The 13,390-nt window shown below is 71.8% G+C and carries 11 protein-coding genes; 10 read left to right on the top strand and 1 reads right to left on the bottom strand.

What is annotated here, in order from left to right; genetic code table 11:
* Window positions 1–96: 96 nt before the first annotated feature.
* The 7 genes from ACFFRH_RS30700 (at window position 97) to ACFFRH_RS30670 (ending at window position 9,789) form a co-directional block, all read left to right on the top strand.
* Complete coding sequence (locus ACFFRH_RS30700; RefSeq protein ID WP_344742607.1) at window positions 97–2,940, top strand: Rne/Rng family ribonuclease; 2,844 nt, start codon at window positions 97–99, stop codon at window positions 2,938–2,940.
* Between the two features lie 209 nt (window positions 2,941–3,149).
* A complete protein-coding gene (rplU, locus tag ACFFRH_RS30695; RefSeq protein WP_030924785.1) occupies window positions 3,150–3,452 on the top strand; it encodes a 50S ribosomal protein L21 in 303 nt (100 codons plus the stop codon).
* Window positions 3,453–3,471: 19 nt separating this feature from the next.
* Complete coding sequence (rpmA, locus tag ACFFRH_RS30690) at window positions 3,472–3,729, top strand: 50S ribosomal protein L27 (protein ID WP_030924780.1); 258 nt, start codon at window positions 3,472–3,474, stop codon at window positions 3,727–3,729.
* A 105-nt stretch (window positions 3,730–3,834) separates the two neighbouring features.
* Complete coding sequence (gene obgE / locus ACFFRH_RS30685) at window positions 3,835–5,187, top strand: GTPase ObgE (RefSeq protein ID WP_344742609.1); 1,353 nt, start codon at window positions 3,835–3,837, stop codon at window positions 5,185–5,187.
* 102 nt (window positions 5,188–5,289) lie between these two features.
* On the top strand, window positions 5,290–6,414 hold the full coding sequence (gene proB, locus ACFFRH_RS30680) for a glutamate 5-kinase (protein ID WP_344742610.1): 1,125 nt from the start codon (window positions 5,290–5,292) through the stop codon (window positions 6,412–6,414).
* Window positions 6,415–6,431: 17 nt separating this feature from the next.
* A complete protein-coding gene (locus tag ACFFRH_RS30675; protein ID WP_344742611.1) occupies window positions 6,432–7,721 on the top strand; it encodes a glutamate-5-semialdehyde dehydrogenase in 1,290 nt (429 codons plus the stop codon).
* Window positions 7,722–7,923: 202 nt separating this feature from the next.
* Window positions 7,924–9,789, top strand: coding sequence for a serine/threonine-protein kinase (locus tag ACFFRH_RS30670; RefSeq protein WP_386161110.1), 1,866 nt, complete (start codon window positions 7,924–7,926; stop codon window positions 9,787–9,789).
* Between the two features lie 229 nt (window positions 9,790–10,018).
* Here the strand turns inward: ACFFRH_RS30670 and ACFFRH_RS30665 are convergent, their stop codons facing one another.
* The gene (locus ACFFRH_RS30665) at window positions 10,019–11,044 is read right to left on the bottom strand and encodes a M48 family metallopeptidase (RefSeq protein WP_386161109.1); all 1,026 of its coding nucleotides are present in this window, start codon (window positions 11,042–11,044) and stop codon (window positions 10,019–10,021) included.
* Between the two features lie 74 nt (window positions 11,045–11,118).
* Here ACFFRH_RS30665 and nadD point away from each other — a divergent pair, with 74 nt between their 5' ends.
* The 3 genes from nadD (at window position 11,119) to ACFFRH_RS30650 (ending at window position 13,264) form a co-directional block, all read left to right on the top strand.
* Window positions 11,119–11,739 (top strand): nicotinate-nucleotide adenylyltransferase, encoded by a 621-nt coding sequence (gene nadD / locus ACFFRH_RS30660; RefSeq protein ID WP_344742615.1) that lies wholly within the window; start codon window positions 11,119–11,121, stop codon window positions 11,737–11,739.
* A gap of 467 nt (window positions 11,740–12,206) precedes the next feature.
* Window positions 12,207–12,614 (top strand): ribosome silencing factor, encoded by a 408-nt coding sequence (rsfS, locus tag ACFFRH_RS30655; protein ID WP_350973855.1) that lies wholly within the window; start codon window positions 12,207–12,209, stop codon window positions 12,612–12,614.
* Window positions 12,611–13,264, top strand: coding sequence for a histidine phosphatase family protein (locus ACFFRH_RS30650; protein ID WP_386161108.1), 654 nt, complete (start codon window positions 12,611–12,613; stop codon window positions 13,262–13,264). The genes rsfS and ACFFRH_RS30650 overlap by 4 nt, the downstream gene beginning before the upstream one ends.
* Window positions 13,265–13,390: the final 126 nt, after the last annotated feature.

Here is a 13,390-nt window from a genome sequence, read left to right as displayed (position 1 = left end):
ACTTGGCGCCGGGCCCCAGGCCTGGCGGACAGTGAGAGACGAGAGCTCCCGCGCGGCGCGGAGACGCGCCCGGGAGCTGAACGGGAGAGCGCCCGCATGCTCGACAACGAGCCCAACGCCGGGGTCAACAGCCCTGGCGGGGACACGACAACAGAAGACACCCGGCCACCGGTGACCCGCCGCAGGGCCGCGAGCCGGCCCGCCGGACCTCCGCCGGAGCCGCCGGAGCCGGCCCCCGTGGTCACGGCCCCGCCCGCGCCGGTCGCGGCACCCGCGGCTTCCGTGACTCCCGAGGTCTCCGTGGCGGAGCCCGAGGCCGGGGCGCAGGAGCCCGTCGCGGCACCCAAGCGCACCCGTGCGCGCAAGACGGCCGTGGCGGACGGTACGACCACCACCACGCGGCGTAGCCGTGCGAAGAAGCCGGTCGCAGAGCCGGCCGAGGCCGAGATCGCGGCGTCCGCGGAGGCCGCGGCGCCCACGGCGCCCGCGGGGGTTCCTCCGGCGGCACCCGCCGTACCGGACCCCTTCGCCGTCCCCCAGCCCTTCTCCGAGCCCGCGCCCGAGACCGGAGCCGAGCCCGCGTCCCAGGAGGCGCCCGCCGCTCCGGCCAAGCGCACCCGTACGCGCAAGAAGGCCGCCCCGCGCGAGACGCCGCCGGTCGAGGCCGAGCCGAGCGTCCCCGAGGTGTCCCCCGCCGAGGCGGAGGAGGTCGTGGCGGAGCTGCTGCTCGACCTGCCCGCCGACGAGCCGCTCGACGACGAGCCCGCGGGCGAGGACATCGTCGTCGAGGAGCGGTCCGTCCTGTTCGCCGACCCCTTCGGGCTGGTCGGGCAGGAACGTTCCGAGGTGCCCTCGGTGACCTTCCAGGCACCCGCCGCGGTGTTCCAGCCCCTGTTCCAGGCCCCCGATCCGCAGCGGGCCGCTCAGGCCGCCGCGCGTCCCGCGCCGGTCCAGCCCGCCGTGCAGGAGCCCGAGCCCGCCGAGCCGAAGGCCGACCGGGCCGAGAAGATCGACAGGGCCGAGAAGGCCGAGCTCGCCGAGGAGATCGAGGACGACGACTCCGACGGCGACGACGACGCCAGTGGTCGCCGGCGCCGGCGCCGCAGGGGCGGCCGGGGCCGTGGCAAGGCGCGCGACCTCGACGAGGCCGAGGAGACCGAGGCCGAGCAGGACGACGAGGAGCAGCCCGAGGCCGAGCAGGACGACGACTCCGAGAGCGGCAGCTCGCGCCGTCGCCGTCGCAGGCGGCGCCGGGGCACGGACGAGCCCGGCGACGTCCCGGACGACCCGCCGAACACGGTGGTGCGCATCCGCGCGCCCCGCGCCGGGCGCAGCACCTCGGTGGACGAGGTGCAGAGCGTGCGCGGCTCGACCCGTCTGGAGGCCAAGAAGCAGCGCCGCCGCGAGGGCCGCGAGCTCGGCCGCAGGCGTCCGCCGATCATCACCGAGTCGGAGTTCCTGGCCCGCAGGGAGTCCGTCGAGCGCATGATGGTGGTCCGCCGCACCGGCGGGCGCACCCAGATCGCGGTGCTGGAGGACGGCGTCCTCGTCGAGCACTACGTCAACCGTGAGGCGAGCCAGTCGTACGTGGGCAACGTCTACCTCGGCAAGGTGCAGAACGTCCTGCCGAGCATGGAGGCGGCGTTCGTCGACATCGGCAAGGGCCGCAACGCGGTCCTGTACGCCGGTGAGGTCAACTTCGACACCGCGGGGCTGGAAGGACAGCCCAAGCGGATCGAGGTGGCGCTGAAGTCGGGCCAGTCGGTGCTGGTGCAGGTCACCAAGGACCCGATGGGCCACAAGGGCGCCCGCCTGACGAGCCAGATCAGCCTGCCGGGCCGTTACCTGGTCTACGTGCCCGACGGCTCGATGACCGGCATCAGCCGCAAGCTCCCCGACAAGGAGCGCACCCGCCTCAAGAGCATCCTGAAGAAGGTCATGCCGGAGAACGCGGGGGTCATCGTCCGCACGGCCGCCGAGGGCGCGTCGGAGGACGAGCTGGCCCGCGACGTGGCCCGGCTGTCGGCGCAGTGGGAGAACATCCAGCGCAAGGCCAAGTCGGCGAGCGCGCCCGAGCTGCTCTCCTCCGAGCCCGACCTCACCGTCCGGGTGGTCCGTGACGTCTTCAACGAGGACTTCGCCTCGCTGGTCGTCGCGGGCGACGTGTGGGAGACGGTCGACGAGTACGTCCGCTACGTCGCCCCGCACCTGGCCGACCGCCTCAGCAGGTGGGAGGAGGGCGGCGACGTCTTCGCCGCCTACCGGATCGACGAGCAGATCGCCAAGGCGATGGAGCGCAAGGTCTGGCTGCCCAGCGGCGGCTCGCTGGTGATCGACAGGACCGAGGCCATGACCGTGGTCGACGTCAACACCGGCAAGTTCACCGGCCAGGGCGGCAACCTGGAGGAGACCGTCACCCGCAACAACCTGGAGGCGGCCGAGGAGATCGTCCGCCAGCTCAGGTTGCGCGACATCGGCGGCATCATCGTCATCGACTTCATCGACATGGTGCTGGAGAACAACCGCGATCTGGTGCTGCGGCGGCTGCTGGAGTGCCTGGCCCGCGACCGCACCAAGCACCAGGTGGCCGAGGTGACCTCCCTGGGCCTGGTCCAGATGACGCGCAAGCGGGTCGGCCAGGGCCTCCTGGAGGCCTTCTCCACCACCTGTGAGTGCTGCAACGGCCGGGGCCTGCACGTCTCGTCCGAGCCGGTGGAGGGCAAGCCTGAGCCGCGCGGCACACAGGGCAAGATGGCCGTGGAGAAGGCCGTCGCGGAGAAGCTCGGCAAGGACGGTAACCACGCGGTGGCGGCCGGTGACCAGTCGGGCCGTGATACGGTGACCGATGCGCTTGACGGAGTCCAGCACGAGGACGGTCAGGCAGCACAGGCTTCTGGCCGGGGGCGGAGACGCTCCCGCAAGGCCAGGCCGGCCGACTAGACCCCCGTCCCGCACAGGGACGGGGCCGAAGGCCGGCACCCCCGACGTTCCGCCCGGTTCGACCAGGACACCGTCAATCCGGTACTCTGGTGAACCGGTGCGCTCATGGCGCGCCCTGTTCGCGCGCCTACCCGGTACGTCATCAATGACCACAGCCGGATGCGGGGCGCAGCATCCAGCGAGCAAGCAGTCAGAAGAAGGGTTCCGCGGTGTACGCGATCGTTCGTTGCGGCGGCAGGCAGCAGAAGGTCTCCGTCGGTGACGTCCTTGAAGTGGACAAGGTCGCCGGCGAGGTCGGTTCCACGGTTTCGCTGCCGACGGTCCTCGTCGTCAACGACGGCGACGTGACCACCGAGGCGGGCAAGTTCACGGTTGCCGCCGAGATTCTCGGTGAGACCAAGGGTCCGAAGATCCGGATTCTGAAGTACAAGAACAAGTCGGGGTACAAGAAGCGCCAGGGTCACCGCCAGCGGTACACCCAGGTGAAGATCACCGGCATCGACCAGGCCTGAGTTTCGGGAGTTTTGCGAGATGGCACACAAGAAGGGCGCGTCGTCCACTCGGAACGGCCGCGACTCCAACGCCCAGAGGCTCGGCGTGAAGCGCTTCGGCGGTCAGCTGGTCAACGCCGGCGAGATCATCGTTCGTCAGCGCGGCACGCACTTCCACCCCGGCGACAACGTCGGCCGTGGCAGTGACGACACGCTGTTCGCGCTGGCCGCGGGCCACGTTCTGTTCGGTGTCAAGCGTGGGCGCCGCGCGGTGAGCATCGTCCCGGTCGCGGAGTAGATTCGCGCCGACAGACGTTGACGGCAGGGGTGGATCGCATTCAGCGGTCCACCCCTGTTCGCGTTTTCAGCAGAGGTTCCCGTAGATAGAGGTAGGAAAGTAGACATGCCGGACTTTGTGGACCAGGTGGTCCTGCACATCAAGGCCGGTGACGGGGGAAACGGCTGCGCCTCTGTCCATCGGGAGAAGTTCAAGCCGCTGGGGGGTCCCGACGGGGGCAACGGCGGCCGGGGCGGTGACGTGATCCTGGAGGTCGACGCCAACACGGCGACCCTCCTGGAGTATCACCGCCGCCCGCACCGCAAGGCCGACAACGGCAAGCAGGGGCAGGGCGCCAACCGCGACGGCGCCAACGGCGGGGACATCATCATCCCGGTGCCCGACGGCACCGTGGTCAAGAACGCCGACACCGGCGAGGTCCTGATCGACCTGATCGGCGCGGGCACCCGCTACGTGATCGCCGAGGGCGGGCACGGCGGGCTCGGCAACGCCGCCCTGGCCTCCGCCAAGCGCAAGGCCCCCGGCTTCGCGCTGCTCGGCGAGCCCGGCGACGAGATCGACGTCATGCTGGAGATGAAGAGCGTCGCCGACGTGGCGCTCGTCGGCTTCCCCAGCGCGGGCAAGTCCTCCCTGATCGCCGCGCTCTCCGCGGCCCGCCCGAAGATCGCCGACTACCCGTTCACCACCCTGGTCCCCAACCTCGGGGTGGTCACCGCGGGCGAGACCATCTTCACCGTCGCCGACGTGCCGGGCCTCATCCCCGGCGCCTCGCAGGGCAAGGGCCTGGGGCACGAGTTCCTGCGTCACGTCGAGCGCTGCAACACGCTCGTGCACGTGATCGACTGCGCCACGATGGAGCCGGGCCGCGACCCGATCAGCGACTACGAGGCCATCGAGGCCGAGCTGGCCGCGTACGGCAAGCTGGAGGACCGGCCGCGCCTGGCGGTGCTCAACAAGTCCGACGTGCCCGACGCCCGGGATCTGTCCGACATCGTGGGGCCGATGCTGCGGGAGCGTGGCCTGCGGGTCTTCACGATCTCCGCGGCCACCCACGACGGGCTCAAGGAGCTGACCTACGCCATGGGGGAGATGGTCGCCGCCGCCAGGGCCGCCGCTCCCGTCCTGGAGCCGACCCGCCTGGTCATCCGGCCCAAGCAGCACGGCGACACGGGATTCGCGGTCCGCAGGGTCGACGAGCGCACCTTCCAGGTCACCGGGGTCAAGCCGGAGCGGTGGATCCGCCAGACCGACTTCACCAACGACGAGGCCGTGGGCTACCTCGCCGACCGGCTGGAGCGGCTCGGCGTGGAGGAGGAGCTCACCAAGGCCGGGGCGAAGGCCGGGGCCGAGGTGATCATCGGTTCCATGGAGAACGGCTACATCTTCGACTGGCAGCCGACGCTCAACGCGGAGGCCGTGCGCCAGGGGCCGCGCGGCTCCGACAACCGGCTCGGCTAACGGGACGTCCTGTCCCAGTCCGAGCGGCCCGTCCGGGGCGGCCCGGACGGGGGGTTCGGATAACCTGATCTTCCAAGTGATCATCTTTGAGAGGTGCGTGTCGTGGACTCTGCGCGCGAACGGATCCGTACGGCTTCACGCCTCGTCGTGAAGGTGGGTTCGTCCTCGCTCACCACCCCGCAGGGAATGATCGACGTCGACCGGGTGGACGCCCTGGTCGACGTGCTGGGCGCCCGCCGGAAGGCGGGCACCCAGATCGTGCTCGTCTCCTCGGGGGCGATCGCGGCGGGTCTCGGCCCGCTCGGGCTGCCCGCCAGGCCGCGCGACCTCGCCACTCAGCAGGCCGCCGCCTCGGTCGGCCAGGGCGTGCTGGTGGCCCGCTACACCTCCTCCTTCGCCCGGTACGGCCTGCGGGTCGGCCAGGTGCTGCTCACCGCCGACGACATGATGCGCCGCTCGCACCACGTCAACGCCGAGCGCACGCTGGCCCGGCTGCTGGAGCTGGGCATCGTCCCGGTGGTCAACGAGAACGACACCGTGGCCACCGACGAGATCCGCTTCGGCGACAACGACCGGCTCGCGGCGCTGGTCGCCCATCTGACCCGGGCCGACGCGCTGGTGCTGCTTTCGGACGTGGACGCCCTCTACGACGGCGATCCCCGCCGCCCCGGCGCCCGCAGGCTCGCCGACGTGCGCGGGCCGGAGGACCTCGTCGGGGTCGAGCTCGGCAAGGGCGGCGCGGTCGGCACCGGAGGCATGATCACCAAGGTCCAGGCCGCCAAGATCGCCACAGGGGCTGGGGTGCCCGTGGTGCTGACCGCCGCGGCGCACGCCGCCCAGGCCCTCGCGGGGACCGACGTCGGCACCTACTTCCACCCCGGCGGGCGCCACCCGGGCACCCGCCTGCTCTGGCTCGCCCACGCCACCACCGGCCGCGGCCGTCTCCACCTCGACTCGGGGGCCGTCGAGGCGGTGGTGAGCCGCCGCAAGTCGCTGCTCCCGGCCGGGGTCACCTCCGTCGAGGGCGAGTTCGCGGCGGGCGATCCGGTGGACCTGTGCGGGCCGCTCGGCCGGGTGGTCGCGCGCGGCCTGGTCAACTTCGACGCGGGGGAGATCCCCGAGCTGCTCGGACGCTCCACCCGGGAACTGGCCGCCAGCCTGGGGCCCGAGTACGAGCGAGAGCTGATTCACCGCGACGACATCGTCATACTGGAATCCCACAACTAGTTCTTTTGGAGCGCGAGATGTCCGAGGACTTCCTGAAGGTTGCCCTGGCGGCGAAAGAGGCCGCCGCCGAGCTGGCCCCGCTGCCGAGGGCGCCGAAGGACGCCGCGCTCCGGGTGATGGCCGACGCGCTCGTGGCCGCGTCCGCCGAGATCGTCGCGGCCAACGCGCTCGACGTGGAGAGGGCGAGGAAGAGCGGGACCTCCGAGTACATGATCGACCGCCTCCGTCTCGACGAGGCCAGGATCGAGGCGATCGCCGAGGCGGTCCGCGAGGTCGCCGACCTCCCCGACCCCGTCGGCGAGGTGATCCGGGGCAACACGCTGCCCAACGGGCTGGAGCTGCGCCAGCTGCGGGTCCCGCTCGGCGTGATCGGCATCATCTACGAGGGCCGCCCCAACGTGACCGTGGACGCCGCGGCGCTCTGCCTCAAGAGCGGCAACGCCACCCTGCTGCGCGGCTCGTCCAGCGCGTACGAGTCCAACACCGTCCTCGTCAGGATCATGCAGGAGGCGCTGGCGGGCACCCAGGTGCCCGCCGGGGCCGTCCAGCTGGTCCCCGGGCAGAGCCGCGACTCGGTCAAGGAGCTCATGCGGGCCCGCGGCCTGGTCGACGTGCTGATCCCGCGCGGCGGCGCCTCGCTGATCAACTCGGTGGTGGAGGAGTCCACCGTCCCGGTGATCGAGACCGGCGTGGGCAACTGCCACGTCTACGTCGACGCCGACGCCGACCAGGACCTCGCGATCCAGATCCTGATCAACTCCAAGGTCCAGCGGCCCTCGGTGTGCAACGCGGCCGAGACGCTCCTGGTGCACGCGGCCGTGGCCGACGCCTTCGTGCCGCGCGCGCTGGCCGCGCTGGCGGCCGAGGGCGTCACGGTGCACGGTGACGCGCGCGTCGCGGCGTACGGCGACGTGGTGCCCGCCGAGGAGGAGGACTTCCGGATGGAGTACCTCTCGCTGGACATCGCCGCCGCCGTGGTCGACTCGCTGGAGGACGCGGTGGCGCACATCAGGAAGTACGGCTCGGCCCACACCGACGCGATCGTCACGCGCTCGGTGAGCGCCTCCCGCAGGTTCGTCGCGCTGGTCGACTCCGCGGCCGTGGCGGTCAACGCCTCGACCCGGTTCACCGACGGCGGGGAGTTCGGCTTCGGCGCGGAGATCGGCATCTCCACCCAGAAGCTGCACGCGCGCGGCCCCATGGGCCTGCCGGAGCTGACCTCGACCAAGTGGGTCTACACCGGCGAGGGCCACCTGCGCACGGCCGAGGGCACGGTCCTCGCCTCGCCCGAGGCCGCCTCCCGCTAGTTCCCGCCGTTCCCTCCCGGCTTCCCGGCGGGGCGCCTCGCTGTCCCGGATCTTTCGGGGAGTCCGGCGTGCCGTCGGGAAAACGTCACACTCGCCCGCTATGGTGTGGTCTCCTATGGCTGGAGAGCAGGGGAGCGAGCGGGAGTGAGCGACCCGATAGGCGCAGCGGTCCCTGACCCATGTGGCCGACGCAGGAGGTCACGTGGGTCGTCTCGGGCGGGTCGGTCCCTACACGTTGCTGGAACGTCTCGGCCGTGGGGGAATGGGCGAGGTCTACCTCGCCTCCAGCCGCCGGGGTGACAACGTCGCGCTCAAGGTGCTCCACGACGTCCACGACGCCGGCTCCGAGGCCCGGGTGCGCCTGGAGCGGGAGGTCCGCGCCCTCCGCAGGGTGGAGAGCCCCTACGTCGCCCGCGTCGTCGACGCCGACCTCGACGGTGACCGGCCCTACCTGGTCATGGAGCACATCGAGGGAGACACCCTCCTGGAGCGGGTGCGCCGCGACGGTCCCCTGGAGGGCGCCGGGCTGCTCAGCGTCGCGCAGGGGCTCGCCGTCGCCCTGTCGATCATCCACGCGGCCGGGGTCGTGCACCGCGACCTCAAACCGGCCAACGTGGTGGTGGGCGGGGACGACGAGCCGGTCCTCATCGACTTCGGCATCGCCCACGTCCTGGACGCCACCCGGCTCACCCTGACCGGCACCTTCCTGGGCACCCCCGGATACGCCGCCCCCGAGCTGTTCGCCGACGAGCACGTGGGCGAGCCCGCCGACGTGCACGCCTGGGCGGCCACCGTGGCCTTCGCCGCGACCGGCCGTCCCACCTTCGGCGGGGGCACCGTCGAGGCGCAGATGTACGCGATCCTCAACGGCCAGGCCGACCTCGAAGGGGTCCCGGCCGCCCTGCTGCCCCTGATCCGCGCCGCCCTCCACCGCGAGCCGGCCAAGCGCCCCACCGCGGCGCTCCTCACCGGCCGCCTGGGCCGGCTGGCCCGGGTGATCCCGGCCGAGGCGGGGGCGGCCAGGAAACCGTCCGCTCCGGCGGGGGAGAGGCCCGGCCCGGCCAGGAAGCAGGAGAGCCGCTCCAAGTCCGCCGCCAAGGGTGAGGATCCCGCCAGGGGGGGCAGGGCGGCCAGGGCGGAGAGCGGCAGGGGGAGGCCGGTCCCGGTGGACGGCGCGGTGCGGGCGCCCCGGCCCCCGGCCGGTGCGGACGGCACGCCACGCGGCGGGCGGGCGGTGCCCGCCGGTGAGGCGGTCCGTGCGGCGCGGACCGCCTCACCGGCGGGTGAGACGTCGCGCGGCGGGCGCCCGGCCGCCGCGGTCGGAGAGGCGCCCCGTGGCGGGCGTCCCGCCTCCTCGACGGGCGAGGCGTCTCGCGGGGGCCGTACGGCCGCCACGGCCGGTGAGGCGTCCAGGACCGGCCGGGTCCCCGCGCCCGCCGAGACGTCGCGCGGTGGGCGCCCGGCCGCCGCGTCCAGGACCGTCCGGCGCCAGGCCGGCAAGGGGAGGGGCGGCGCGGCCGGAGAGCCCAGGGACGGGGGCCGGGCGGGGCCGCTGCCCGCGGGCAACGCGGCGCTGCTCCTGCTGGCCGTCCTGGCCGTCCCGTGCGTCGTGGCCACGGCCATCTGGCCGGCGGCCACCTTCGCCGTCACCGGGGTGTTCGCCACGCTCGCCCGTGCGCTGTGGGCCGGTCACTGGCTGGTCAGGAAGCGCAAGTCGGCCAGGACCCGGGCGGTCCTGCGGGTGCTGGGCTTCCCGCTGACCTTCGTCGTCTCGCTGCTGACCGCCCTCGTGTGGCCGGGGCTGCCGGCGGCGGTCCTCGCCGGGTGCGCGCTCTGGCTCACCCTCGGCGGCTCGCTGCCGCCCGACTGGTGGACGCACCCCGCCCCGGTCGCCGTCGCCGGCGTCGTGTTCGGCGTCGTCTGCGGAGGCATCCTCGGCCGGGAGATCGAGCGGATCGGCGCCGAGCTCGTCGAGCTCCGCAAGGAGGGCCTGCGCGCACTGGCCGTGCTGGGCGGGTTCGTCGCCCTGTGCTCCGCGGCCGTACGCGCGATCGCCCTCCTCGTGTAGACGCCCTCGGGGCCCTTTCCGCGGCGGGACGTGGGGGCCTTGGCCGGTGTGGTGAACCGGGGGGCGCGGGAGGCCGGGGCGCCGGTGGTGTGACCGCGTTTCGTCGTTCTTACGAGACTCGACAATTCTCGTGGGACGCGATGACGACACAGAGGCGAGCTGACGGGCGACCAGAATGAGAAAAGGGCCCGGGAGCAGCCACCCGGGCCCCTATTGGTAGAACTCTCCGTTAATTTCCATCGCGGCGGGAGAAGCGGTTGAAGATGCGCTCCCCGGCGTTGACGGCGCCTTCGGCCACGTCGCGCAGGACGCCGATGAACGGGTCCTGGGACTGTGACCAGGAGTCGCGGTAGGAGCGGGCGGCGGCCTTGATCTCCTCGGAGATCTTCGCGTTGGCGTCGTCGGCGCGGCGGGGGTACTCGCCGGCGATGATCGTGTCGTACTCGCCGCTGCGGCGCCACTTGTCGAGCTCGGCGACGCGGGAGACGGCGAACGGGTGGGTGGTGCCCAGCAGGTTGAGGACCTTGAGCAGGCCGTCGCGGACGTCGCCCGCCGTGTCGTACTCCCGTGCCTGGTCGAGGAAGGCCTCGATGTTCATCTCGTGCAGGCGCGAGCCGCCGGCGAGCTTCATCAGGGCGCGCAGCGCCGCGTCGGAGTCCTGGCCGCAGAGCAGGCCGCCACGGTCGGCGGAGAGCTCGGACTTGCGGTGCCACTCCTCCAGGCCGGCCACGATCGCGCGCAGGCCGATGTAGCCGAGCGGGATCCAGGCCACGCGGGTGGCCAGCCGGGTCAGGATGTCGAGCATGGTTCGGTAGACGGCGTGGCCCGACAGGATGTGGGCGGTCTCGTGGCCGATGACGAAGCGCTGCTCCTCCTCGTCCATCAGGTCGAGGAGGCCGGTCGTGACGACGATGAACGGGTCGTCGAAGCCGATCGCCTTCGCCTGCGCCAGCGGGCTCTGCTGCACGTAGACCTCGGGAATGCGGTGGAGGTCGAGCGTGTAGGCCGCGTCGCGGCCCATGTCGTGCAGGGCGCGGAACTGGGTGTCGCTGGTCCGCACGGCCGAGGCGAGGTAGATCAGGCGCAGGCGGCGCTCGCTGACCAGGCCGGACATCTGCTTGAGCACCGTGTCGAACCCGCTGAGCGACCGGAGGGCGACCAGCGCGGACCGATCGGCAGGATGTTCGTAGGCGCGCGAGCTGATGCCGGGAAGCTGCACGCGATGGCGATCCGGGGTGGTGGTCATGTTCGGCATGCTACGTCGGGTCTGCCTGCCACGCGCGGGGGGTGGTTAAAAGCTGTGTACGGCTTGCACGTATGGTCCGTTTCATGATGAACGTGCCTACCGGCCGGGGAAAGCGACGTCTGGGAGTCATGGGTGGGACCTTCGACCCGATCCACCATGGTCACCTGGTCGCGGCCAGCGAGGTCGCCCATCACTTCGATCTCGACGAGGTGGTCTTCGTGCCGACGGGAAAGCCGTGGCAGAAGGCCGACAAGATCGTCTCCGCCGCCGAGGACCGCTATCTCATGACGGTCATCGCGACAGCCTCCAACCCCCGCTTCTCGGTGAGCCGCGTCGACATCGACCGTCCGGGGCCGACCTTCACCATCGACACGCTCAGGGAGATCTCCGCCGCCTGGGGGCCCGACGTGGATCTCTACTTCATCACCGGGGCCGACGCCCTCGCCCAGATCCTGAGCTGGCGCGACGTGGACGAACTGTTCACCATCGCGCACTTCGTGGGCGCCACCAGGCCCGGCCACGTCCTGCGCGACCCCGGCCTGCCCGACGGCAAGGTGAGCCTGGTGGAGATCCCGGCGCTGGCCATCTCGTCGTCGGAGTGCCGCCAGCGGGTGGCCTCGGGAGAGCCCATCTGGTACCTCGTCCCCGACGGCATCGTCCAGTACATCAACAAGCGTGGCCTGTACGGTCACGCGCGGCCCTGAACGGGGCAGACGCCACGTCTCGTTCGCCCCGGCGCCTGGGGGGACGACCGGCCGCGGCGGGTCCCGGCCCGGTGTGAGGGCGCCGAGGGACGGCGTGGGACGGCGTGGGACAGGGCCGGAGCGATGGATGGTGAAAAATCCTGTGAATCGCGATGATCTGGTGGAATACCGCAGGCTAGAACGTGTTCCGATGAAATTCGCTATGATTTGGGAAGTTTGCGTGGGACGAGTATCCGCAGCTCAACCGGCATGATCGTCGAGCGGCCCGGCCGGTGCCCGTCCCACCCGAGATCCACAAGCGCGGTCCCGGCCGCGGAAGACGCCCCTGATCAGGCCGCCGATTCGTTTGCGGCGCGGAATCGGGTGGCACACGATGGGCGTTGTTCAAAAGGCGGCTCTTCAACGAGCGCCGAATCGGGCACCCTGATAGGTGACAGCGCCGACTAGCAGGAGGACTGACCCACACCGTGACAGCAACCGACAGATCCGTCCAGCTCGTCAGGCTCGCCGCCGAGGCGGCGGCCGACAAACTGGCCGATGACATCCTTGCCTACGACGTGAGCGACCAGCTCGTCATCACCGACGCGTTCGTGCTCTGCTCCGCCACCAACGACCGCCAGGTCCGCGCCATCGTCGACGAGATCGAGGACCGGCTGCGGATCGAGGCCGACGCCAAGCCCGTCCGCCGCGAGGGCGAGCGCGAGGGCCGCTGGGTCCTGCTGGACTACATCGACATCGTCGTGCACGTCCAGCACGAGGAGGACCGTACCTTCTACGCGCTGGAGCGCCTGTGGAAGGACTGCCCCTCCATCGCGCTGCCCGACAGCGTGACCCAGGTCGCCGCCCAGCGCGCCCGCGGGGCGGTAGCTGAGTGAGTCGTCGCGTCGTCTGCCTCAGGCATGGCCAGACGCTGTGGAACGTCGAGCACCGCTTCCAGGGTCACAGCGACATCCCCCTCGACGAGACCGGGATCGCGCAGGCCGCCCGCGCGGCCTCGCTGCTCGCCGCGCTCCGTCCCACCATGATCGTTTCCTCCGATCTCCAGCGGGCCTTCGACACCGCCTCGGCACTGGGCCGCGTCACCGGCCTGGACGTCGCCGTCGACAAGGACCTGCGCGAGCGCGGCGGCGGTCAGTGGGAGGGGCTCACCCGGGAGGAGATCTCCGAGAGGTGGCCCCGGGAGTTCACCGTCTGGGAGGCCCCGGGCGGTGAGGCGGTCGGTGACGTCGCCGACCGGGTCTCCTCGGCCGTGCGCCGTTGGGCGGGAGAGATGGACTCCGACGGCCTGCTGGTCGTCGCCTCGCACGGGGCGGCGATCCGGCTCGGCATCGCCAGGCTCATGAACCTGCCGCAGGAGCTCTGGCCCGCCCTGGGCGGGCTCGGAAACTGCTCGTGGTCGGTGCTGGAGGAGGCGCGCAAGGGCTGGCGCCTGCTGGAGCACAACGCCGGGACCCTCCCCGAGCCGGTCAGCAGTGACGACAGCCCCGAGGCCACCGATGACGGCCCCGAGGCCGCCCGGGAGTGACCTTCGAGCGGCGCGGCTTGCGCCCCGGTGGCGGGCGCGGGCCGTGTGGTCGTCGATTAGGTGAACACGCGGGTGTCCTTATATGCTTCCCGAGCGCCGCGACGAGAGCACTCGAAGCGGTGACCA

The sequence above is a fragment of the Streptosporangium vulgare genome, from assembly GCF_042428775.1.
Taxonomy (GTDB): domain Bacteria; phylum Actinomycetota; class Actinomycetes; order Streptosporangiales; family Streptosporangiaceae; genus Streptosporangium; species Streptosporangium vulgare.
The sequence above is the reverse complement of the archived record's forward strand: the minus strand, read 5'-3'. Positions and strand labels throughout refer to the sequence as shown.

Bases quoted from the DNA above. Each gene is read 5' to 3' on its own strand.
- obgE (WP_344742609.1), top strand. From the start codon at position 3,835: ATGCCGGACTTTGTGGACCAGGTGGTCCTGCACATCAAGGCCGGTGAC.
- ACFFRH_RS30665 (WP_386161109.1), bottom strand. From the start codon at position 11,044: ATGCCGAACATGACCACCACCCCGGATCGCCATCGCGTGCAGCTTCCC.
- ACFFRH_RS30700 (WP_344742607.1), top strand. From the start codon at position 97: ATGCTCGACAACGAGCCCAACGCCGGGGTCAACAGCCCTGGCGGGGAC.
- ACFFRH_RS30675 (WP_344742611.1), top strand. From the start codon at position 6,432: ATGTCCGAGGACTTCCTGAAGGTTGCCCTGGCGGCGAAAGAGGCCGCC.
- rpmA (WP_030924780.1), top strand. From the start codon at position 3,472: ATGGCACACAAGAAGGGCGCGTCGTCCACTCGGAACGGCCGCGACTCC.
- nadD (WP_344742615.1), top strand. From the start codon at position 11,119: ATGATGAACGTGCCTACCGGCCGGGGAAAGCGACGTCTGGGAGTCATG.